22 protein-coding genes are annotated in these 21,222 nt (G+C 61.6%); 14 read left to right on the top strand and 8 right to left on the bottom strand.

What is annotated here, in order from left to right; translation table 11 throughout:
• The first annotated feature begins 7 nt into the window (after positions 1-7).
• Together CFI11_RS11420 and CFI11_RS11415 are read left to right on the top strand one after the other, a co-directional pair.
• The gene (locus CFI11_RS11420; RefSeq protein ID WP_130406023.1) at positions 8-2,002 is read left to right on the top strand and encodes a conjugal transfer protein TraG; all 1,995 of its coding nucleotides are present in this window, start codon (positions 8-10) and stop codon (positions 2,000-2,002) included.
• A gap of 9 nt (positions 2,003-2,011) precedes the next feature.
• Positions 2,012-2,419 (top strand): CopG family transcriptional regulator, encoded by a 408-nt coding sequence (locus CFI11_RS11415; RefSeq protein ID WP_130406021.1) that lies wholly within the window; start codon positions 2,012-2,014, stop codon positions 2,417-2,419.
• Positions 2,420-2,551: 132 nt separating this feature from the next.
• On the opposite strand, the gene CFI11_RS11410 is transcribed toward CFI11_RS11415, so the two are convergent.
• Genes CFI11_RS11410 through CFI11_RS11400 form a run of 3 tightly spaced genes read right to left on the bottom strand, consistent with a single transcriptional unit; the run spans position 2,552 to position 4,997 of the window.
• Positions 2,552-3,103: a cytochrome b gene (locus tag CFI11_RS11410; RefSeq protein WP_256370575.1), complete on the bottom strand. Its 552-nt coding sequence runs from the start codon at positions 3,101-3,103 to the stop codon at positions 2,552-2,554.
• A complete protein-coding gene (locus CFI11_RS11405; protein ID WP_130406017.1) occupies positions 3,100-3,603 on the bottom strand; it encodes a cytochrome P460 family protein in 504 nt (167 codons plus the stop codon). The genes CFI11_RS11410 and CFI11_RS11405 overlap by 4 nt, the downstream gene beginning before the upstream one ends.
• 53 nt (positions 3,604-3,656) lie before the next feature.
• Positions 3,657-4,997: a hypothetical protein gene (locus tag CFI11_RS11400; protein WP_130406015.1), complete on the bottom strand. Its 1,341-nt coding sequence runs from the start codon at positions 4,995-4,997 to the stop codon at positions 3,657-3,659.
• Positions 4,998-5,112: 115 nt separating this feature from the next.
• Between CFI11_RS11400 and CFI11_RS11395 the strand changes: the two genes are divergently transcribed.
• From CFI11_RS11395 to CFI11_RS11340, 12 genes are all read left to right on the top strand, one after another.
• The gene (locus CFI11_RS11395; protein ID WP_130406013.1) at positions 5,113-6,006 is read left to right on the top strand and encodes a LysR family transcriptional regulator; all 894 of its coding nucleotides are present in this window, start codon (positions 5,113-5,115) and stop codon (positions 6,004-6,006) included.
• Positions 6,007-6,244: 238 nt separating this feature from the next.
• Positions 6,245-7,228: a P-type conjugative transfer ATPase TrbB gene (gene trbB, locus CFI11_RS11390; RefSeq protein WP_130406011.1), complete on the top strand. Its 984-nt coding sequence runs from the start codon at positions 6,245-6,247 to the stop codon at positions 7,226-7,228.
• A complete protein-coding gene (locus CFI11_RS11385) occupies positions 7,225-7,557 on the top strand; it encodes a TrbC/VirB2 family protein (protein ID WP_371687475.1) in 333 nt (110 codons plus the stop codon). Before trbB ends, CFI11_RS11385 begins: the two co-directional genes overlap by 4 nt.
• Entirely contained in the window at positions 7,554-7,823 is a 270-nt protein-coding gene (locus CFI11_RS11380) for a VirB3 family type IV secretion system protein (RefSeq protein WP_130406009.1), read from the top strand. The genes CFI11_RS11385 and CFI11_RS11380 overlap by 4 nt, the downstream gene beginning before the upstream one ends.
• 4 nt (positions 7,824-7,827) lie before the next feature.
• Positions 7,828-10,326, top strand: a complete 2,499-nt coding sequence (trbE, locus tag CFI11_RS11375; RefSeq protein WP_130406007.1) for a conjugal transfer protein TrbE — start codon at positions 7,828-7,830, stop codon at positions 10,324-10,326.
• Positions 10,304-11,083, top strand: a complete 780-nt coding sequence (gene trbJ / locus CFI11_RS11370) for a P-type conjugative transfer protein TrbJ (protein WP_130406005.1) — start codon at positions 10,304-10,306, stop codon at positions 11,081-11,083. Before trbE ends, trbJ begins: the two co-directional genes overlap by 23 nt.
• Before the next feature lie 6 nt (positions 11,084-11,089).
• Positions 11,090-11,365 (top strand): putative entry exclusion protein TrbK-alt, encoded by a 276-nt coding sequence (gene trbK-alt / locus CFI11_RS11365; protein ID WP_130406003.1) that lies wholly within the window; start codon positions 11,090-11,092, stop codon positions 11,363-11,365.
• Positions 11,366-11,368: 3 nt separating this feature from the next.
• The gene (gene trbL / locus CFI11_RS11360) at positions 11,369-12,658 is read left to right on the top strand and encodes a P-type conjugative transfer protein TrbL (protein ID WP_130406001.1); all 1,290 of its coding nucleotides are present in this window, start codon (positions 11,369-11,371) and stop codon (positions 12,656-12,658) included.
• Complete coding sequence (gene trbF / locus CFI11_RS11355) at positions 12,655-13,341, top strand: conjugal transfer protein TrbF (protein WP_174843496.1); 687 nt, start codon at positions 12,655-12,657, stop codon at positions 13,339-13,341. Before trbL ends, trbF begins: the two co-directional genes overlap by 4 nt.
• A 26-nt stretch (positions 13,342-13,367) precedes the next feature.
• Positions 13,368-14,387 carry a P-type conjugative transfer protein TrbG gene (trbG, locus tag CFI11_RS11350; protein ID WP_254449073.1) on the top strand — a complete coding sequence of 340 codons (1,020 nt, stop codon included), beginning with the start codon at positions 13,368-13,370 and terminating at the stop codon, positions 14,385-14,387.
• The gene (locus tag CFI11_RS11345; protein WP_130405995.1) at positions 14,384-15,598 is read left to right on the top strand and encodes a TrbI/VirB10 family protein; all 1,215 of its coding nucleotides are present in this window, start codon (positions 14,384-14,386) and stop codon (positions 15,596-15,598) included. Before trbG ends, CFI11_RS11345 begins: the two co-directional genes overlap by 4 nt.
• Entirely contained in the window at positions 15,595-15,831 is a 237-nt protein-coding gene (locus tag CFI11_RS11340; protein WP_130405993.1) for a DUF2274 domain-containing protein, read from the top strand. Before CFI11_RS11345 ends, CFI11_RS11340 begins: the two co-directional genes overlap by 4 nt.
• Here CFI11_RS11340 and CFI11_RS11335 read toward each other — a convergent pair.
• From CFI11_RS11335 to CFI11_RS11315, 5 genes are all read right to left on the bottom strand, one after another.
• Positions 15,794-16,705, bottom strand: coding sequence for a LysR family transcriptional regulator (locus tag CFI11_RS11335; RefSeq protein ID WP_130405992.1), 912 nt, complete (start codon positions 16,703-16,705; stop codon positions 15,794-15,796). The two genes, CFI11_RS11340 and CFI11_RS11335, sit on opposite strands and share 38 nt — an antisense overlap.
• Before the next feature lie 134 nt (positions 16,706-16,839).
• A complete protein-coding gene (locus CFI11_RS11330; RefSeq protein WP_130405990.1) occupies positions 16,840-18,183 on the bottom strand; it encodes an epoxide hydrolase family protein in 1,344 nt (447 codons plus the stop codon).
• Positions 18,150-19,031, bottom strand: coding sequence for an SDR family oxidoreductase (locus tag CFI11_RS11325; protein ID WP_130405988.1), 882 nt, complete (start codon positions 19,029-19,031; stop codon positions 18,150-18,152). The genes CFI11_RS11330 and CFI11_RS11325 overlap by 34 nt, the downstream gene beginning before the upstream one ends.
• On the bottom strand, positions 19,028-20,431 hold the full coding sequence (locus CFI11_RS11320; RefSeq protein WP_165390241.1) for an MFS transporter: 1,404 nt from the start codon (positions 20,429-20,431) through the stop codon (positions 19,028-19,030). The genes CFI11_RS11325 and CFI11_RS11320 overlap by 4 nt, the downstream gene beginning before the upstream one ends.
• 29 nt (positions 20,432-20,460) lie before the next feature.
• Positions 20,461-21,102: an NADPH-dependent F420 reductase gene (locus CFI11_RS11315; protein ID WP_130405984.1), complete on the bottom strand. Its 642-nt coding sequence runs from the start codon at positions 21,100-21,102 to the stop codon at positions 20,461-20,463.
• Positions 21,103-21,222: the final 120 nt, after the last annotated feature.

The following is a 21,222-nucleotide window of genomic DNA, read 5'->3' as shown; positions in this document are numbered from 1 at the left end:
GCATTTGATGACAACGAAAAAACACGCTTCACCGGCCACCGCCATCCTCTGGGGCCAGATCCTCATCGTCTCGACCGTCGCGCTTCTCTTCGTCTGGGCCGCGACGCAATGGGTGGCCTTCCGGCTCGGCTTCCAGTCCGAACTCGGCGAGCCGATGACCACGATCCTCGGCCTTCCGATCTACGCGCCGTGGAATGTCTTCGTGTGGTGGTATTGGTACGACGCCTATGCGCCGCGCGTCTTCATGGAAGGCGCGATCATCGCAGGGGCCGGTGGCATCGCTTCTGTTTGCGTCGCGATTTTCCTCTCGGTCCTGCGCGCCCGCGAAGCGAGTGACGTGACCACCTACGGCTCCGCACGGTGGGGGACAGAGAAAGATATGCGCGAGGCCGGATTATTCGTCGACGACGGCGTGGTGCTCGGCCGCTACCGGTCTCGCTATCTCCGGCACCATGGCCCCGAGCATGTGCTCTGCTTCGCGCCGACGCGCTCCGGCAAGGGCGTCGGTTTGGTCGTGCCATCGCTCTTGACCTGGCCAGGCTCGGCCATCGTCCACGACATCAAGGGTGAGAACTGGCAGCTCACGGCCAACTACCGATCTCGCTTCAGTCGCGTGCTGCTCTTCGATCCAACAGATCCGACCTCGGCGGCCTACAATCCGCTGCTCGAAGTGCGGCGCGGCGACAGCGAGGTGCGCGACGTCCAGAACGTCGCCGATATCCTGGTCGATCCCGAAGGTTTGCTCGAACGCCGAAACCATTGGGAGAAGACAAGCCACTCCCTGCTCGTCGGTGCGATCCTGCATGTCCTCTATGCCGAAGCGGACAAGACGCTCGCCGGCGTCGCGGCCTTCCTGTCCGATCCGAAACGGCCGATCGAGTCGACGCTCGCGGCCATGATGCGCACGCCGCATCTCGAAGATCGCCCGCATCCCGTCGTCGCGCAGGCCGCGCGTGAACTCCTGAACAAGTCCGAGAACGAACGATCGGGCGTCCTCTCGACCGCGATGAGTTTTCTTGGGCTCTATCGTGATCCAGTCGTCGCCAAGGTCACGCGCCGCTGCGACTGGCGGATCGACGATCTCGTGACAGGCGACAGGCCGGTAACGCTGTACCTCGTGGTGCCACCATCGGACATCTCACGGACGAAGCCGCTGATCCGGCTCGTGCTCAACCAGATCGGTCGACGACTGACGGAAGACCTGCATGCTAAACGCTCCCACCGCATGCTGCTCATGCTGGACGAGTTTCCGGCGCTCGGGCGGCTCGACTTCTTCGAGAGCCAGCTCGCCTTCATGGCGGGCTATGGGATCAAGGCCTTCCTCATCGCCCAGTCGCTCAATCAGATCGAGAAGGCCTACGGTCAGAACAACGCGATCCTCGACAATTGCCATGTGCGCGTCGCCTTCGCGACCAATGACGAGCGTACCGCAAAGCGCGTATCCGATGCGCTCGGCACAGCGACCGAGATGCGCGCCATGAAGAACTATGCCGGACATCGGCTATCGCCTTGGCTCGGGCATCTGATGGTCTCACGGCAGGAGACGGCACGACCGCTTCTGACGCCGGGCGAGATGATGCAGCTCCCACCGACGGACGAAATCGTCCTGGTCTCCGGTGCGCCGCCGGTCCGCGGGGAGAAGGCGCGTTATTACGCCGATCCGCAGTTCAAGGCCCGGATCGGCCCACCGCCGGATCGCACCGCGCCAGCCGACACCGGCAGTGTTGCGGAAGACGATTGGAGCGGCCGCGGACCGATCGCTGCACCACCGCCCGAGAAAAGAAAGGCGTCAGCCGATGACACCGATGGCGGCATCCGTCGGCAGCCCGACCTTCCTGAACATGAAGACATCGCGCCCGAACCGGCACCGGCGCACAGCGAGTTCGCCGATCTCGATGACGAACCAGAGGATGATGCGCAGCGCGCTAAAGCCATGCGTGACCGGTTCGGCACGGTCGCACGCCAGGCCTCGCTCGATCCCGATGACGGGATCGAGCTCTAGGAGATGGTCGTGAAGAAGGACCGTTTGAATGTGTATTTTGACCCTGCTCTGTCCGGTGAGCTAGAGGCGTTGGCGGTGCGCCGGAAAGTGTCGAAATCGCAGATCGTGGAAGCCGCGCTCGCCGCATTCCTGTCGCCTGATGGAGCAGATCAGCGGGAGGCCGCGATTGTTCGGCGGTTGGACCGATTGACTCGGGCCGTCGACCGGCTTGAGCGGGATGTCTCCATCGGCAATGAGGCTGTAGCGCTCTTCGTAAAGTTCTGGCTCACGACCACACCACCGCTGCCGGTCGATATGAAGGAGGCCGCGCGAGCGTCGGGCAAGCAACGGTACTACGGGTTCGTAGAGACGCTCGGGCGGAGGATGGCGAAGGGTAAGACACTGACCAAGGAGGTGTCAGAGGATATAAAGCGGTAAAAAAAGGAACTTATGGCCGCTTCGGGCCAGAGCGACCGATGCTGCATCGTATGCGAATTGCAGATTCACAGCATAGCCAGCGCCAGGAACGTTTCGCTCAAACATACCGCGTGAGCGCGCCAAACATGAGCTTCACGTTCTGCTGCCGAAACCGATCCGGTGAGCAATGTCTTCGCCGGTCAATCGACGGTGAAATAGAGCGCCGGCAAAATGGATTAGTATGGCGCCTATCAAAATGCGTGCGATCGCGTTGTGTACAGCTGCAGCCCGCAGTGCGAGTTCAGGTGTCGGCAACATAGTCGGAAGAGTAACCGTTCCGAACAATTCGATAGGGAAGCCTAACGCGGCAAGACGGATGTAGCCCGAGATTGGCAGCATGAACAGGCAGATGTAGAGAACCAGCTGCACCGCTTCCGCGACCACACGCCAACGTGAAGCACTTGGTGGTGCGCGATAGCCGAAGGTGCGCACTGCAATCCGCGCGATCGTCAAGACAAAGAGAATTGCGCCTAAGGAAATATGGGCCTGAACGAGCGCTTCGGCCAGGATCGGTCGCGGCTCATAGAGCCAAGCGTTCAGTCCGGCCAAAACAAGCTGTATGAGTACGAGTACCACAGTGAGCCAATGGAGCAGACGCATTGCTAGACCATGTCGATCTGAACAACCCTGAGCCGAAATGCTCAACGTGCAGCGCCGTCTAAATAGACATGCGCCTCACAAGGTGAACGTCCACCCCGGTCGCATGTGAAATGCGATAGGCCGTACTGCGACGCCGCGTCCAGTGAGGGGCGCGTGAAGGTGAAGTCTGTTTCGGCCGCAGTCGCATGACAGGAGATGCACGAGGCTTGCGGCCTTGTGGCAAAGTTTGGTTCGCCCGAGCCGGAGAACGAACCGTAGTGCCATTGGCCCGCCACCTTACGTTTGTGGAAAACCGTGCCGACTTCACCTTGCGAGTAGTAGGACTCCATTAAAATCCGCGTGCCGTCCGGAAGCGGCTCACCCCTTCGTGCCGCAGCAATCGTTTGTGGTGTGACAAGCATTCGGCGATACGTACCGTTCGGACGGTCGACTTGTGCATAGGCGAAAAAAGTATCGCCGTAGCGATCTGTTTCGGGGAGGCTTGTGGCAGCGTAAGCAGTAATGCCAAGCGCAGCCATTGCAATTACTAGCAGCTTTTGTTTCATTTAGCCCTCATGAATGCGCGCCCGATCTAGCGCTGACAACGCGTGGCTCAATGTTAACGCGCGACTTTCGTTAGGAAGTGCACACCGCGCGGTGCGGGGATCGCATCGCCGACACGGGCAAACGGATCATCACCATCGGGTGTGAACGACCAGAACTCAATCTGCCCAGGCCCACCATCCGGCCCCTGGTAGCTTGTCACTGCAACATGACGTCCTTCATCATCGAAAACGATGCCTTGCGGGAGTGTTACGTTCGGTAGGCGCGTCGCACCGATGGCTAGGACTGCGCCGGTCTCGACATCGATCTCGAGGACAGTCAACTCGCTATAATCCGTGTGACCAGGATGGTCTTTCGGCAGCCATGATGCGACCATGTTCAAGCCGACGACATAGGCGCCGTCCGGAGAGATCGCGAAGTTCTCAACATAGCCCATCCCGAAGGGGGCGACAGCAGCCACTGCATGTTGTACCGGCTCGCTTTCGAAGGTCGGCGAGCGGTCATTGGCGCGACGCGGTACGGAGTCTGGTGCGTCGTTGTCGTCAAATCGCACGACAGTGAGAAGGCTGCTGGCGCGGCCATAGCCAAGCTGCGCAAGATCGCCGGTGATGTTGATCGTGGTGACGAGGAAGTGCCGCCCGTCTAAACTCCACTCCCCCTTTCCTGGAAGCGGCGCGGTAGAAATCGACGAACCCCATGGCTCCAACACACCATCTGAATACCGGAAGAAGGCAATCCTGGCTGCCCCGCCGAGCGTTACGGCCGCGAACTCGCCGGACGGGTGCCACTTGATTTCCGGAACGAATGTATTGTCGATGTCTTCAATCCCAAGATCCTGCACTATCGGCTCGCCGAGTTGCCGGTCTTCGAGGGGGTAGAGAGCGATTTGACCCGAGGCCGCATAAGTCACTGCGATCAGTTCCCCGGAAGGATGGATGTCGATAGCGGTTGGCTGGCCCGCAGCCTCGACCGTCTGGATCACGGTGGGATTTGCACGATCGGACAGGTCTATGACTGTTAACGTGTTGCCTTGCTCGATCTCGCTGAACTCGCGGGCATCTTCGGCTGGCTGGGCGAATGGCTCTGTCGAGACCGCGATTTGACCGTCGGCTGTCACGGCGAGCACATTCGGCCAAGTCGCAACAGAGTTGGACACGTCGACATCACTTCGAACCCAGGTGCCATCGGCGCTGCGGCTCAGAACGCTCAGAAGGTCCGGCGCTCGGGAGCCGAGAAGACCGTCAATGTAACCCGTTGCTACCATGGCACCATCCGAGAGCGCCACCAAATCGGCATTTGCGAACGGGGCGTCCTGCGCGGCGAGTACCGAGGGTGATACCAGAAGGCCGAACGCGAGTAGCGCCGTCGGATGGTTAAAGCGGTGGACAGGGCACATAAACGAACTCCTCAACGTGTTGCATTTACGCTGAAGTGGGGTGCTTGATTGATCTGTTCCAATAAAGATGAAATGGTAATTGATAGTTTTTGTTTATTAGCTGGAGGTGTCTGACATGGACCTTCGCGGTCTCGAAGCCTTTTGCACGTTGGCGCGAACGCTCAACTTCCGATCCGCTGCTGCAGAACTCGGTGTGAGCCAGCCCGCGTTCAGTATTCGGATCGCGCGCCTAGAGGACGAACTTGGAATGCGTCTGTTTGACCGCTCGCGTGCGGGTGTGTCGCTTCTGGAGACCGGGCGGCAATTCCTTCCCCATGCGCGTGATCTGCTCGAACGTTCGGCCTTCGTACGCGAATCAGCTGCTTCCATCGCGAGTGGTCTATCCGGCCAGATTCGCATCGGCTACACGCCCGTCTCATTCATTGGGGACGTTCCGAAGTTGCTTCGGGATTTTGCCAGCCTGCGACCAGATGTTCGCCTCGAATTGAAAGAGGGTCTTTCAGCTGAGATCGAAGACGGAGTTGCTACTGGGCGCCTTGATGCGGGTTTCGTTCATCCCTTGACCGCCGCCCCAAACCTTCAGCTTCATCCAATCAGCCGAGCATCCTATGTAAACGTTTTGCCAAGCGATCATCCGTATGCCGACCGGAAGTCCATTCGGGTCGCCGATCTGGCACGCGAGGAGTTCGTGTTGGTCGAAAGGCGCACTGGCCCATTTATTTATGATCGCATTATCGCAATGTGTACCAAAGCAGGCTTCTCGCCTCGTATTCGGCAAGAGGTCGGTAACTCAATTGCTGTTCTAGGTCTCATTGGGGCAGGTCACGGTGTTGGGTTCGTAATCAGTTCGATGAAGCAACTGGGGCGCGGCGACGTTGCTTTCATCCCGGTCGAAGGCAAATCACCTGAGCTACCGCTTGCTCTTGCTTGGCACCCAGCGAAAACATCGGCAGTGCTCGAAGGATTCGTTCAGTTCGTCAAATCGAAGTCGCCACAAAAGAAAGGCTAGCCGTCTTTTTTGCAGGACACGCTTGAGCATGGCTTGATAGACAAGCGGACGTTTGGTGAGCTAGCACGAACGGCAGAAAAATCCCGCACATCGAACGTCCACAGTCAATTCCGAGAGTAGACCGAACACCCAACAGCCTGCCTCTCTTCGCCAACTTACTACTACGCCGTCAAAGCTGTTGCTGAACGACAAACAAAAGTCTTCTTGATCGACCCCGTAACCAGATGCGGGGCCGCGAATGACCGTCCACACTCTCAAATCAGCAGCGATCGAGCGCGGTTCCCGCATGCTCCGCACGGCGCTAGGCAGCGATATCGCGGCCTGGCTCGACGAAGACGCGGTCGTCGAAGTGATGCTCAATCCGTGCGGTCGTCTTTGGGTCGACCGGATCGGCGACGGGCTATGCGATACGGGCGCGACGCTTACCGCTGACGATGGCGAGCGGATCGTCCGCCTTGTCGCCCATCATGTAGGAGCCGAAGTTCACGCGGAAGCACCGCGGGTTTCTGCCGAGCTTCCCGGGACGGGTGAGCGGTTCGAGGGACTTCTTCCGCCCGTCGTCGCTGCCCCGACATTCGCCATCCGCAAGCCCGCCGTCGCCGTCTTCACCCTCGACGATTATGTCCGCACCGGGATCATGGATGAGGTCGCAGCCAACGCGCTGCGCGAAGCCGTCGCGTCCCGCGCCAACATCTTGGTCGGCGGCGGCACCTCGACCGGGAAAACCACGCTCACCAACGCACTGCTCGCCGAAGTGGCTAAAACCTCCGATCGAGTCGTCTTGATCGAGGACACGCGCGAGCTGCAATGCACAACGCCCAATCTGGTCGCCCTGCGCACCAAGGATGGCGTCGCCACGCTATCCGATCTCGTCCGATCTTCGCTCCGTCTGCGCCCGGATCGCATCCCGATCGGCGAGGTGCGCGGGCCCGAGGCGCTCGATCTCCTCAAGGCCTGGGGCACCGGCCATCCGGGCGGCATCGGGACGATCCATGCGGGTTCGGCGATCGGCGCGCTGCGCCGCCTCGAACAGCTCATCCAGGAAGCCGTCGTCACCGTGCCGCGCTCTCTGATCGCGGAGACCATCGACGTGCTCGCCGTCCTGCAAGGGCGCGGCTCTGACCGCCGCCTCGCCGAACTTGCGCGCGTCACAGGCCTGACCGCAGCCGGCGACTATGCGCTCGAAACCATTCTCAGCAGCCCGAAAGGAAACACGCCATGACCCGAATGCTTCAACTCTACCCGCGCTTGCCGATCTACGCGTCGGCGCTCGCAATCGGCTTCCTGCTCGTTGCCGGTCAGGCCGAAGCGGCGGGCTCCGGTATGCCCTGGGAAGCGCCGCTACAAGCGATCCTCGAGTCCATCGAAGGGCCGGTCGCCAAGATCGTCGCCGTCATGATCATCATCATCACCGGACTGACGCTCGCTTTCGGCGACACATCGGGTGGCGCGCGCCGGCTCGTGCAGATCGTCTTCGGCCTATCGATCGCTTTCGCCGCATCGAGCTTCTTCCTCAGCTTCTTCTCCTTCGGCGGCGGCGCAATGGTATGAGCGACCCGACGGACATCCCCGGCTTCACCGCGCCCGTCCATCGCGCATTGACCGAGCCGATCCTGCTCGGCGGCGCGCCACGAACCATCGCGATTGCGAATGGCACCATAGCGGCCGCCGTGGGCCTCGGGCTGCGGCTCTGGCTGGTCGGGCTCGCGCTTTGGGCCGTCGGTCACATGCTGGCTGTTTACGCAGCCAAGCGTGATGCGCAGATCGCCGACGTGGCGCGCCGTCATCTCCGCTACCCGACCTGGATGGGGGTGTGACCCAATGATGCGCCTCGCCGAGTACCGCTCCAAAGCTGCGCTCCTCGCCGATTTCCTGCCTTGGGCCGCGCTGATCAGCGAAGGCGTGATCCTCAACAAGGATGGCAGTTTCCAGCGCACGGCATGGTTCCGCGGTCCCGATCTCGACTCGGCGACACCCGCCGAACTGGTCGCAACCTCGGCGCGCCTCAACAGCGCCTTGCGTCGGTTGGACTCCGGATGGGCGGTGTTTGTCGAAGCGCAGCGCATCCCGGCGCGCGAGTATCCACTGTCGGAGTTTCCCGACCCGATCTCCGCCCTGGTCGATGCCGAGCGACGCGCGCAGTTCGAAGAGGCATCCAGTCATTTCGAGAGCCGCTACTTCCTGACGCTGACATGGATGCCGCCCGCTGACGAAACGAGCAGGGCGAGTGGGTGGCTCTTCGAAGACGTGCCGAACAAAGGCGCAAATCCACACGAACACCTCGCGGCGTTCCGCTCGCGCTCGGACCGGCTGCTCGATCTCTTCGAGGGCTTCATGCCGGAAGCTGCCTGGCTCAAAGACGCGGAGACGCTCTCCTATTTGCATTCAACGATCTCGACGCGGCGGCAATCCGTTCGCGTGCCCGAGACGCCGATGCATCTCGACGCCTATCTGGCGGACGAGCCGCTGGTTGCCGGGCTCGCACCGAAACTCGGCGAGGCGCATCTGCGCACACTGTCGATCGTCGGCTTCCCGACATCAACCTGGCCGGGCCTGCTCGATGAGCTCAACGCACAGGCCTTCGAGTATCGCTGGGCGACGCGCGCGATCTGTCTCGACAAGACCGACGCCACCAAGCTCTTCACCCGCATCCGCCGCCAATGGTTCGCCAAGCGCAAATCGGTCGCGGCGATCCTGAAAGAGGTAATGACCAACGAGGCATCGACGCTCCTGGATTCGGATGCCGACAACAAAGCGCTCGATGCCGATGAAGCGCTGCAGGAACTCGGCAGCGACATCGTCGGCGCGGCCTATGTCACCGCGACGATCACAGTGTGGGACGCGGACGAACGGGCGGCAGAGGCCAAGATCAAGCTCGCCGAAAAGGTCGTGCAGGGCCGCGACTTCACCTGCATGCCGGAAACGCTGAACGCGATCGAAGCCTGGCTCGGCTCGCTGCCCGGGCATCTCTATGCAAATGTCCGCCAACCGCCGGTCACGACGCTCAACCTCGCGCACATGATCCCGATTTCTGCGGTCTGGGCCGGACCACAGCGCAACGATCATCTGGACGGACCGCCGCTCTTCTATGCGGAGACGCAAGGCGCGACGCCTTTCCGCTTCTCGACCCATGTCGGCGATGTTGGACATACGTTGGTTGTCGGACCGACCGGTGCAGGCAAATCAGTCCTGCTCGCGCTCATGGCGTTGCAGTTCAGACGCTATGACAGGTCACAGGTCTTCGCCTTCGATTTCGGCGGTTCGATCCGCTGCGCTACGATGGCCTGCGGCGGGGATTGGGAAGATCTCGGCCTGGCGCTGTCGGAGGAAGAAAACGCGGTCCAGCTACAACCGTTCGCCAGGATCGACGATCCGGCAGAGCGTGCTTGGGCGCAGGACTGGCTCGCCGGACTGCTCGCGCGAGAAGGCGTTACCATCGACCCGGTCGCGCGGGACCATCTCTGGTCGGCTCTGACCTCGCTCGCATCGGCTCCGATCGAGGAACGCACGCTGACTGGCCTATCGGTCCTCTTGCAATCGAACGATCTCAAGCGCGCGCTGGCGCCGTTCTGTCTCGGCGGACCCTTCGGGCGCTTGCTCGACGCAGAGACCGAAGCGCTTGGCAGTGCTGACTTCCAGGCCTTCGAGACGGAAGGGCTAATCGGCTCCGCCGCAGCGCCCGCCGTGCTCGCCTATCTCTTCCACCGGATCGAAGCGCGGCTCGACGGGCGGCCCAGCCTCATCATCGTCGACGAGGGCTGGCTCGCGCTCGACGACGCCACATTCGGCTCACAACTACGCGAATGGCTGAAAACGCTCCGCAAGAAGAACGCGAGCGTGATCTTCGCCACCCAGTCGCTCGCCGATATCGACGGCTCCGACATCGCACCCGCGATTATCGAGAGCTGCCCGACCCGCGTCTTCTTGCCCAACGAGCGGGCCTTCGAGCCTCAGATCGCGGCGACCTATCGCAGCTTCGGACTGAACGATCGGCAGATCGAGATCATCGCGCACGCGACGCCGAAGCGCGACTATTACTGCCAGTCCCGCCGCGGCAACCGGCTTTTCTCGCTCGGCCTCGGCGAAGTCGCGCTCGCCTTCACGGCGGCTTCCTCCAAATCCGATCACGCCGCCATCGATGCGATCCTCGACGAGCACGGTCGGGACGGCTTCGCCGCCGCCTGGCTGGCCCGGCGCGATCTTGGCTGGGCCACCGAATTGCTCGGTCCCTCCGATGCCGTGATCGAGGCCAATCCATCCGCAACCCCAGAAGCCAACGACGACAAGGAGAAGACTGATGTTCAAGACCAACACACGTAAACTGGCAGGACGTGCCGCCGCAGCCCTGTTGCTGTCGAGCGCGGTCGCGATGACCCCCGCGACCGCGCCGCCCGCCCACGCATTCTTCGGCGGCGGGTTCGGCGGGATCGTCTACGATCCGACCAACCATGCCGAGAACCTGCTAACCGCCGCGCGCACGCTGGAGCAGATCAACAACCAGATCGCCCAGCTCCAGAACGAGGCGCAGATGCTCGTCAACCAGGCCCGCAACCTCGCGAGCCTGCCATACTCGTCGCTCTCGCGTCTGCAATCTTCTGTGCAGCAAACCCAACAGCTCTTGGGTGAAGCGCAACGCATCGCCCATGATGTGGCGACGATCGACGAGGCCTTCACGCAGGATTACGGGGCGGCTGCCGCGCGGGGTGATTTCGATGAGATGATCGCGGGCGCGCAAGATCGCTGGCGCACGTCGGTCGCCGGATTTGAGGACGCGCTGAAGGTCCAGGCCAGCGTGGTCGGCAATATCGAGACCGCCCGCACCGAGATGCAGGCCCTCGTCGGCCGCAGCCAGGCCGCGACCGGCGCTCTGCAGGCGACTCAGGTCGGCAATCAGCTCCTCGCGCTCCAGAGCCAGCAGATTTCCGATCTGACAGCGGCCATTGCCGCGCAGAACCGGGCGCAATCGCTTGAAGCCGCGCGCGTTGCGACGGCCGAGGCTCAAGCCCGCGAGAACCTTTCGCGATTTCTCGACTACGGCTCCGGCTATGAGCCGACCACCGTCCGGATGTTCCGGTAGGTCGAGATGAAGCTGACCGCCGAGACCACCCTCAAGGGGATCGCCATCGCCATGGGCACCATCGCGGTGCTCATGGTGGCGATGGAGTTCCAGACCGCCCTTGAAGAAGAACGTGCCGAAGCGCCAGCGGTGGTATCGGACGATCCGCTACGGGCCACCTTGCAGCGTTGCCGGACGCTGACCCCGGAGGCGCTCGAGACCGACACGACCTGCCAAGCGGCCTGGGAAGAGAACCGGCGGCGCTTCTTCGGACTCGCATCCAATGATTCGGAAGGCGAGTAGACCATGGGCGATGTCGGCGTCATCGATCGGTTCCTGGAGGTTTTCACGACCTATATCGACAGCGGGTTCGGTCTGCTCGGCGGCGATGTCGCCTTCCTCGCCACGACACTCATCGTCATCGACGTCACGCTCGCGGCACTTTTCTGGGCCTGGGGTGCGGACGACGACATCATCGGCCGGCTCGTCAAGAAGACGCTCTTTGTTGGCGTCTTCGCCTACATCATCAGCAACTGGAACACGCTCGCCCGGATCATCTTCGAGAGCTTCGCGGGTCTGGGCCTCGTCGCGACGGGTGGTGCCCTGGGTGCGGGTGAGTTGCTGCAACCCGGACGCATCGCCGCCGTCGGTCTCGAAGCCGGTCAGCCGATCCTCGAATCCGTCGCCGACCTGATGGGCTTCGTCGCTTTCTTCGACAATTTCATCCAGATCATGATCCTGCTCTTCGCCTGGATCGTCGTCCTGCTCTCCTTCTTCATCCTCGCGATCCAGCTCTTCGTCACCCTGATCGAGTTCAAGCTGGCGACGCTGGCGGGTTTCATCCTCGTGCCCTTCGGCCTCTTCAACAAAACCGCCTTCATGGCCGAGCGCGTGCTCGGCCTCGTTATCTCGTCCGGCGTCAAAGTACTTGTCCTCGCTGTGATCGTCGGGATCGGATCGACGATCTTCAGCGAATTCACCACCGGCTTCGTCGGCGAACCGACCATCGGTGACGCCATGGCCGTCGTGCTGGCGGCCCTCTCCATTCTCGCGCTTGGCATTTTCGGCCCCGGCATTGCCAATGGGATCGTGTCCGGCGGTCCGCAACTTGGCGCGGGCACCGCCGTCGGTGCTGGCCTAGCCGCAGGCGGTGTCGTCGCTGGAGGTCTTGCAGGCGCTAAGATCGCTGGAGCCGCTGGTGGAGCCGCGTTGCGCGGTGGTTCGGCGGTCGCGGGAGGTGCCTCCACCGCGTTCCAGATCGGCGCCGCGTCCGGATCAACAACCGCCGGAAAAGCTGCCAGCGGATTGGCGGCCGTTGGACAGGCTGGTGCATCCGCCGCCGTCAGCCCGCTCAAGCGCGCAGTTGGTGACAGCTACCGTTCTGGTTCGCGCGCCGCTTTTGAGGCCACTGGTGGCAAGTTCAGCAATTCCCCGGCCAACATGCCGACCCCTGCCAATGACGGTCCGCCCGCCTGGGCGCGTCGCATGAAGCGCCAGCAATCATTGCACCACGGCGCCATGACCACCGCCCACGCCCTGCGCGCAGGCGACGGCGGCGGCGCGGGCACATCCATCAGCCTTTCGGAGAGATCATGAGATTCAAGCGACCGAGCGTGCGATACGCCAAAACCCCCGAACCCGTCACACCGTATCAGAAGGCCGCGCAGGTCTGGGATGAGCGCATGGGCTCGTCCCGCTTGCAGGCGCGCAACTGGCGCCTCATGGCGATCGGTTGCCTTGCTACGACGGCGACCTTTGGCCTCGCGCTCGTCTGGCAATCCACACAAGGCACGATCGTGCCTTACGTGGTCGAGGTCGACCGGCTCGGCGCGGCCCAGGCCGTCGCGCCCGCCACAGCGAACTATCGCCCGACCGATCCGCAGATCGCCTTCCATCTCGCGCGCTTTATCGAGAATGTGCGCCAGGTCCCGGCCGATCCCATCGTCCTACGTGAGAACTGGCTGCGCGCCTATGACTTCGCCACCGATCGCGGCGCCGTCGCGCTCAACGACTTCGCCCGCGAGAACGACCCCTTTGCCCGCGTCGGCGAGGTCCAGATCGCCGCCGAGATCTCCAGCGTCATCCGCGCCTCGGACTCAAGTTTCCGCGTCGCCTGGATTGAGCGCCGCTATGTGAACGGCCAACTAGCCGGGACCGAACGCTGGACCGGCATCCTCAGCGTCGTCGTTCAGCCACCTCGCGACGCCGACCGCCTCCGCAAGAACCCCCTCGGCGTCTTCGTCCACGCCATCAACTGGTCACGGGAGAACGCCCAATGAGTGATTGCATCACACGCCAAATCTGCATGCCAATCAAACTGTCCATCACCACTTTGCTCGCAACTTCGATGCTTGCCGGCTGCGCCACCTTCAAGCCGCCCGAGATCAGCTACGATGACCCGGTCGCCGCGACGCTGGTCGCCGAACCGGCGCGGCCTGTTCGGATCGTCGAGACACCCGAACCATTGCCGCTGCCGGGCCAGCTCATGCGGGTCGATGCCGATGATCGTCCGGCAGAAGCGACGGAACCAACTGAGCGGGTGACCAACGCCAACGCAGCGGCCCGGATCGAACCGGTACGCGACGGCTTCATCAACGCCGTCCAGCTCTACCCCTACAGTTCTGGCGCGCTCTATCAGGTTTACACGTCGCCTGGACAGGTTACGGACATCGCCTTGCAGCCGGGCGAAAGCCTTGTCGGCTCCGGCCCGATCGCGGCAGGCGATACCGCGCGCTGGATCATCGGCGACACCGAGAGCGGATCCGGCGACAGCCGTCGCATCCATGTGCTGGTCAAACCGACCCGGCCCGATCTCGTCACCAATCTCGTCATCAACACGGATCGGCGGACCTATCACCTCGAACTGCGCGCGACGCCGCAGGCCTACATGGCTTCCGTCTCCTGGCAATATCCCGAAGACGAGCTCATCGCCTTGCGCCGTCAGAACGATCGCGCCGAGGCAAGCCTTCCGATCGGCCGCAATGTCGATCTCGACGATCTCAACTTCCGCTACCGGATCACCGGCGACCGCGCGCCCTGGCGGCCACGCCGCGCCTTCGATGACGGACGGCAGGTCTTCATAGAGTTCCCGCGCGGGATCGGTCAGGGCGAGATGCCGCCGCTCTTTGTCATCGGACCGGAAGGAGAGGGTCAGCTGGTCAATTACCGAATCCGGCGCAATTACATGATCGTTCACCGACTGTTCGCCGCCGCGGAGCTGCGTCTGGGTGATCGCCAGCGCGTGGTCCGGATCGTCCGAACAGATGGACGCAACAGATCCGCCGAACGCACTACGACGGCGAGTAGTCGCGAGACGGATCGATGAGCGATGACCGGAACGAGGAAGAGCGCGCGGAGCCGTCGCGCTCAGAAAGCGAGATCGCCAAGGAATTGCGTCTGCGCCCGGACCCGCCGCGGGTCATGCGGCTGTCGCGCAAGGCGATCACGGTGCTCACCGTGGCGGGCGGCCTCGGCATCGGGGCGATCCTGATCGTCGCGCTGCGGGGTCCGGATCGGACCGATGGGCCATCCGAATTGTTCTCAACCGAACGGGTTCAGGAGGCGGAGGGCCTGTCGCGACTGCCGCGTGACTACGGATCGATCCCCCAGCTCGGGCCACCGCTCCCGGGCGAACTCGGCCGACCAGTCCTGTCAGCGCAACGCCGCGGAGAACCGGTGCCCGTCGTGACTGCAACCGGCCCAGCGGTCGATCCTATCGAGCAATTGCGCCTCCAAGAGGCCGAGGCCGCTCGTTTGGCGACCCTCTTTGCCGATGCGCAAACCAGCGTTGTGACGGCCAGCTCTCAACCGGCACGGGCAGCGCCGCAGCAATCATCAGTGCTGCAGGGGCTGTTTCCAGCCTCCGCCGGAACGTCGCCGCGACCGGATACCACGGAACGGCAAGAAGCATTTCTCGACCGCGAGGTACATCGCAGGACGACCGCCATAGATCGCTTGCAATCGCCACCGAGTCCCTACGTGCTGCAGGCGGGCTCCGTCATCGAAGCCGCGCTTCTCACGGGGCTACGATCCGATCTGCCGGGGCAGATCACGGCGCAGGTTACTGCCAATGTCTACGACAGCCCGACAGGACAATTCCTCTTGATTCCTCAAGGCGCGCGCTTGCTCGGCGAGTATGACAGCCGCGTTGCCTCGGGTCAGCGGCGTTTGCTGCTTGCTTGGACCCGGCTTATCCTTCCGGATGGCCGCTCCATCGTCCTCGAGCGTGAGCCGGGCACTGACCAGGCAGGCTTCGCCGGGCTTGAAGATGGCGTCGACAACCATTGGGACCGCCTGTTCCTCGCCGCAGGCCTCGCGACGATCCTCAATATCGGCCTGGAAACCGGCGAAGATGATGGTGACGAGATCGCCGAGGCCATTCGAGACGGAACACAGGACACAATCGGGCGCGCCGGTGAAGCGATTGTGCAGCGTCAGGTCGGTATTCCACCGACGCTGACGATCCGGCCAGGGTTTCCGGTACGTGTGATGGTGACGCGTGATCTTATTCTTGAACCGTATGGAGCCGCACGATGACCAAACTCAAACTCTCAGATATTCGCGACGACAAACCGGTGAAGCTGTCCATCGAACTTCCGGCGCAGACCCATCGCGACCTCGCGGCCTACGCCGAACTCCTCGGTCAGGAGAGCGGCCAGACGCTCCAACCCGCGAAACTCGTCGCTCCGATGCTGGAACGGTTTATGAGGACCGATCGCGGATTTGCAAAACTCAGGAAAGAGCGCCGCTCCGCTTCGCCTCGATCCTAGCCAGAGAGATGAACCGGCGGAGCGCGGGGTTGTCGTTTTCCGGACGCCAGATCATGGAAAAGGGGACGATTTCGTCATCGTTACCGATCGGGACGAACGTTACGTTTGGATACCTGACGCCCAGCCAATGATCAGCGACGAGACTGACGCCAAAACCAAGACCCACGAGAGACATGATACCTTCCCGGCCCATACTGTGCCGTCGCACTTGCACAGTACGTCCGAGGTCGCTCAGGTTTCGCACCAAATAGTCGTGGATCTCTGGCCCTGGTTCTTGAGTGCTTACGACGAAGGTCTCTTTTAGGACTTCGCTCCATCGCAATCCTTGTCGATCCGCTAAAGGATGGTCTGACGGCACAGCCAGATAAACGCGCTCATGTGCTAATATCAGCCCGTCACCACTCTCATGATCGGGTTTTCCGGGAGCGACCACCAAATCTAATCGGCGGTGGCTCAACTGAGTGAGAAGTTGGCCACGATCCAACTCAGCAATACAAAGATCGACGTAGGCGTGCGAATCAACAAAGCTTTCGAGCACCTGACGCAATGGTCCGCGAGACAAAGAGGCGATGACGCCAATCCTCAGATAGCCATTTTCTCCAAGCCCAGCTCCGCGCGCCGTGTCGGTCGCAGCTCTCAAATCATCCACGATGACGCGCGCTCTTGCCGCGAAACACGTGCCAGCAGTCGTTAGGCGTGCGCCCGTTGATCGCCGTTCGAAGAGTGAAACGCCGAGGATATCTTCCAACCGCTGAATCCGTCGGCTAACCGCGGGCTGACCGACGTTCAAACGGGATGCGGCCTTTCGAAAACTTCCCGTCTCCGCGACCGAAAGAAAATAGGTGAGATGCTGAGTCTCAATTTCAGTCTTCATGTCAGCCGTCCCGACCCGAACGTGAGAAGCATTGTCGAGGCTTGGTCGATCTGATTTTCGCCTAGAGAGGAGACATCAGCCTCCTCTCCAAACGAATTTGAAAGACCGATCAAAGCTACTTCCGGTCGCTCATCTTATTCATTGCCGTCCGGCGCCGACAGATGCTCAGCGAGAGATCGGCGGAAGGTGCGCAGGTCTTCTACATAGAGCTCAGGCACTTCGACCATGGGGAAATGCCCCCCCCGCGCGGGCGTCGTGTAGTGAATCAGACTCGGTCGGCTGCGTTCGACGTATTCCCGTGGCGGCAGCGGGAAGACTGGGTCCGGCCATGCCGTGACGCCGGCTGGATTGGCAATCACTTCACCTTCCGGGAGAACCGCATTTTCCTCAACACCCAGCATGAGATAGGGCCAAAGGGACGTGCGGAAGCTGTCGGTGAGGATGTAATACATCACCTCGTCAATCAGTCGATCTTTTGTGTGAATTTCCTCGAAGGCCGCACCGCTCTTGTCGGTCCAGTAATACCACTTGTCCCAGATCCAAGCGGCTTGACCGACCGGATTATCCGCTAGGGAGGCTGCCAGCGTCTCGCCACGCGCGACGTGCGTCAGAATGTATGCGAGTTGGCCGAAGGGCGCTGCCGCTTCCGCCTCGATCCAGGCTTTCTCTGCCTCTGTTGGCTCGGCGCCAATTTTGCCGGAGAGCCATGGTGAACTTGCGTGCCTTGGGAAGTGCATGTGGGTGTGGTGGCCCATAACCGCATCGGGATAATCATACGCCATCCATCCAGCGCTTAGAGCACCCTGATCCCCGCCATGGGTGATGTAACGTTCGTAGCCGAGCACCTCGGTCATCAGTTCGTGGTAACGCGCACCCACTGCGCGCAAGCTTTCGGGAGCGTCAGGTGCTTCGGAAAATCCCACACCGGGTATGGATACGACGACCACGTCGAAAGCATCTTCGACATTGCCGCCAAAGCGCTCGGGATGCGCCAAAGGTTCAATCACGTCGATGAAACTATAGACCGAGTAAGGCCAGCCATGGAGGATCAGCAGCGGTGTCGGGTTGTCGCCCGAACCTCGCTCGTGAATGAAATGGAGCTGTTTTCCATCGATCTCTGCAAGGAAATTGTCGAACCGGTTGAGGCGCGCTTCTGCGGCGCGCCAATCGTAGTCGCTCGCCCAGTGCTCACCCATTTCGGCAAGCCAGGATTGCGGAATGCCGAAGCGCCACGGCTCGACCCCGGCATCGGGCAAGAATTCATGGTTGCGGACCTGCGATATCACCTCATCGAGACGCTCTTGTGGGACCTCTATGGTGTAGGGTTCGGGCTCGCCTTGCGCTAGACTTGGCGCAGCCGACCCGCCGATACCAAGCCCGACGATGACTGTAGCAAGAAATGCTCGGATCATTTGTTTCTCCTCATGAGTTCTGCAAAAAGGGATCAATTCAGACTGGCCTCGCCCGTCGATATCCAAAGCTCGGCATGATCTTCGGCGAACTGGCGAAAGCTGCGTGGCGGCCTGCCTAACAACCGTTCTGCATCGGGCAGAACGTCGCTATACGCGCCGGTGGCGAAAAGCGCTTGGATCTCAGCGAGAGCATGCGCCGACCATTCAGGCATACCGGCTTCTTTGAGTGCTGCTTCCATCTGATCCGGTGTGATTGGCGTGTAGTTCACCGGCGCTCCGCGCACATCGCTCAGGATCTCAGCGACATCGTGGAAGTCGAGGCTTTCCGGGCCTGTCAGATCGTAGGCTTTGCCAACGTGACCGTCGGTCGTGAGGATGGTCGCGGTGATCTCCGCTATGTCGCGCACATCGATCAAGCTCTGCCGCGCATCGCCAAGCGGCAGGGCAAAAGTACCATTTTCGGCGATGGCTTGCGCTTGCCCAAGCATGTTCTGATAAAAAGAATTCGGGCGAAGGATGGTGAAGGGTAGTCCGGTTTCGCGTAGCGCCTCGTCCGTCTCACCGTGTTGGCGAATGACCTCCGAAGGGCTGTTCACATCCGAACCAAGCCCGGAAAACTTAACGATATGAGTAACGTCTGCAGATTTTGCCGCGCGGAAGAAATTTTGGAACAGGTCGATCGTATTGGGTTGGATCGAGGTGACGATATAGGCCTTTCCAACGCCGTCAAACGCGGCAGCGAGACTTTGGAGATCGGCCAGATCGCCTTCGACGATTTCGACGCCATCGCCGAACTCAGCCGAAGCCGTATCGCGCACGAGTGCGCGCGAAATAATGCCATCATGCTTGCTCAATTCGTCGGTCAAAGCACGGCCGTTCGTGCCGGTAGCGCCAGCGATAAGAACCCTCGTCATTGTGCGGCTCCTTTAGGTGCAGAAGGTTGGAAGGTGGTGCGCCGCGTCAGGACGGCCACGCCAGCGAGAGCGATAAGAGCGGCGGCGAGCAAGCCAGCTTCCGGGCGGTTCGCGAGCGTGCTGGCAGCAATGGCAAGAGCAATGCCGATGACACCGCCAACCTGTAGCGTCGTCTGCTGCAAACCGGCGGCCACGCCCTGTCGATCCAGCTCCACGCCGCGCACAGCACCCACCGCAAGCGGCGCGTAAGCGAGCCCCATGCCAAGACCGCCGGCCACTGTGGCCGCTGCGATCACCAGCCAAAGCGGTGCCAGACTGCCAGCACTGAAGAGCCAGGCGGAAGCGAGCGCAATGAGACCCAAGCCGCTCGCTGCGACCCTATCGATATCGAAACGGTCCATCACCCGCGGAGTGATAATCTGCGCGACCGCAACACAGAGAAGCCCCATCGGTAGCAGCGCGAAGCCCGCCATGTCGGCAGCCATGCCGTGCCCTGTCTGCAACGCAACACTGACCAGCAGATTGAAGCCGAAGAACGCCCCGAGAAGGGTCAGCGAAGCGAGGCTGGACCGGCGCAATCCGGGAATGCGCAGCATTGAGAGCGGCATCAGAGGCTCGGCATGGATCTTCTCAGTCCAAACGAACAGTCCGCAAAGCAGGACTGCGGCGGCCACCAGGCCAAGTTCCAAAACTCCGAACCCATGCTCTGCGCCCAGCGTCAGCGCGAGCGTCAGCGTGCTGATGGCCGCCGCAACGGTTGCGGCACCAAACCAGTCAAGCTTGACCGACTTGCGATCGACCCGCGCGGCCGGGATCACAGACATGCCAACCGCCACGATCAAAACCGAGGCCGGGAAGTTCAATCCAAAGGCCCAGCGCCAGCCGAGTTCGGCGATGAGTAATCCGCCGATGACGAGGCCAACCGAGAAGCCTGCGGCACCCGCTGCATTGAAAGTGCCGAGAGCCCGATTGCGCGCCGGTCCTTCGGGAAAAGCGCCGGTCAGGATCGATATCGACGTCGGAATCATGAAAGCCGCCGCGGCGCCTTGGATTCCGCGCGCCGTGAAAAGCAGCCCCAACGATGGTGCAAGCGCGACGATCAGCGAAGCCAATCCGAAGAGAGCTGTCGAAATGAGGAAGACACGGCGTCGGCCATAAAGGTCGGCGACCCGTCCTCCGAGCAGAAGCAGCCCAGCAAAACCGATGATAAATGCACCGTGCGTCCATTGCAGCACGGCTAGAGATGAGTCGAAATCAGCCTTCATGTTTGGGATCGCGATGGCCGTGATCGACACAGTCATCGCCTCGAGGAACAGCGCCGCGGAGACTATCGGTGTCAGTCCGCGAGTCGCGCTTTTGCAGGTTTGCGCGTTGTCTGCGCATGCCGTGAGCGTAGTCATGGGACTCATCCTTTCGTTTCGGTCTGGCCTCAAGCGACCTGTTCCTGACGGAACACGGCCACCCGTTCGGCGAGTTCGTCTGCGGAGAGGACCACGTTCCAGATCGGACTGGGCGGATCGAGCGGGCGAGACTGTGCAAGCGTCCCCAGATCAACGGGAACAAGGCCTGCATCGCTGATGAGCTTCGCGACGATCTCACGATCTTCGGCAGCGTCCGCCGCCAGGGTCATGGCTACTTTCGGCGCATCGCGATCGCTCTTTTCCTCGACATGACCCGTCCACAACGTGGTGAACCCCTTGGCCACTCGAGCACCGGGTAGCTTGTGGGCCATGATTTCGCCCGAGATCGCATCATCGGGGATCACTCGCTCGACGCCACCACCCGATACACGGATGAGCGGATTGGTGGCATCAATCACCAGCTTGCCGTCAATCGCGGGCGCAATGGCGGACACAGCTTCGTCTACCGTCGCATAGTTAACAGCTAAAAGGATTACGTCGCCAAACGCCGCCGCATCCTCCGGTGTGCCCGCTGTCGCGCCGATTTTGCGCGCCGCGTCTTCGCGAGTTTCGGACGACCTGGAAGCGATCATGATATCATGACCCGCTTCGCGCCACAGTTGGCCATAGAGCTTACCGATATCGCCGGCACCGATGATTCCAATTTTCATAGAATTTCTCCGTTGTGGGTGTGGTCGCTAGCGGCTCTCGATTGCTTCAAAGTAATTCCGAGGCAGCCTCCGATCGCGCAGAATTGGGCGATGGTTTGCCGCCAGCGTTGGTAAATTACG

This window comes from Thalassococcus sp. S3, assembly GCF_004216475.1.
Taxonomy (GTDB): domain Bacteria; phylum Pseudomonadota; class Alphaproteobacteria; order Rhodobacterales; family Rhodobacteraceae.
This window is presented reverse-complemented; position numbering and strand designations above follow the sequence as displayed.

Coding starts and splice junctions, on each gene's coding strand:
- CFI11_RS11420 (WP_130406023.1), top strand. CDS start 8: ATGACAACGAAAAAACACGCTTCACCGGCCACCGCCATCCTCTGGGGC.
- CFI11_RS11405 (WP_130406017.1), bottom strand. CDS start 3,603: ATGAAACAAAAGCTGCTAGTAATTGCAATGGCTGCGCTTGGCATTACT.
- CFI11_RS11400 (WP_130406015.1), bottom strand. CDS start 4,997: ATGTGCCCTGTCCACCGCTTTAACCATCCGACGGCGCTACTCGCGTTC.
- CFI11_RS11395 (WP_130406013.1), top strand. CDS start 5,113: ATGGACCTTCGCGGTCTCGAAGCCTTTTGCACGTTGGCGCGAACGCTC.
- trbB (WP_130406011.1), top strand. CDS start 6,245: ATGACCGTCCACACTCTCAAATCAGCAGCGATCGAGCGCGGTTCCCGC.
- CFI11_RS11385 (WP_371687475.1), top strand. CDS start 7,225: ATGACCCGAATGCTTCAACTCTACCCGCGCTTGCCGATCTACGCGTCG.
- CFI11_RS11380 (WP_130406009.1), top strand. CDS start 7,554: ATGAGCGACCCGACGGACATCCCCGGCTTCACCGCGCCCGTCCATCGC.
- trbE (WP_130406007.1), top strand. CDS start 7,828: ATGATGCGCCTCGCCGAGTACCGCTCCAAAGCTGCGCTCCTCGCCGAT.
- trbJ (WP_130406005.1), top strand. CDS start 10,304: ATGTTCAAGACCAACACACGTAAACTGGCAGGACGTGCCGCCGCAGCC.
- trbK-alt (WP_130406003.1), top strand. CDS start 11,090: ATGAAGCTGACCGCCGAGACCACCCTCAAGGGGATCGCCATCGCCATG.
- trbL (WP_130406001.1), top strand. CDS start 11,369: ATGGGCGATGTCGGCGTCATCGATCGGTTCCTGGAGGTTTTCACGACC.
- trbF (WP_174843496.1), top strand. CDS start 12,655: ATGAGATTCAAGCGACCGAGCGTGCGATACGCCAAAACCCCCGAACCC.
- trbG (WP_254449073.1), top strand. CDS start 13,368: ATGCCAATCAAACTGTCCATCACCACTTTGCTCGCAACTTCGATGCTT.
- CFI11_RS11345 (WP_130405995.1), top strand. CDS start 14,384: ATGAGCGATGACCGGAACGAGGAAGAGCGCGCGGAGCCGTCGCGCTCA.
- CFI11_RS11340 (WP_130405993.1), top strand. CDS start 15,595: ATGACCAAACTCAAACTCTCAGATATTCGCGACGACAAACCGGTGAAG.
- CFI11_RS11335 (WP_130405992.1), bottom strand. CDS start 16,705: ATGAAGACTGAAATTGAGACTCAGCATCTCACCTATTTTCTTTCGGTC.
- CFI11_RS11325 (WP_130405988.1), bottom strand. CDS start 19,031: ATGACGAGGGTTCTTATCGCTGGCGCTACCGGCACGAACGGCCGTGCT.
- CFI11_RS11320 (WP_165390241.1), bottom strand. CDS start 20,431: ATGACTACGCTCACGGCATGCGCAGACAACGCGCAAACCTGCAAAAGC.
- CFI11_RS11315 (WP_130405984.1), bottom strand. CDS start 21,102: ATGAAAATTGGAATCATCGGTGCCGGCGATATCGGTAAGCTCTATGGC.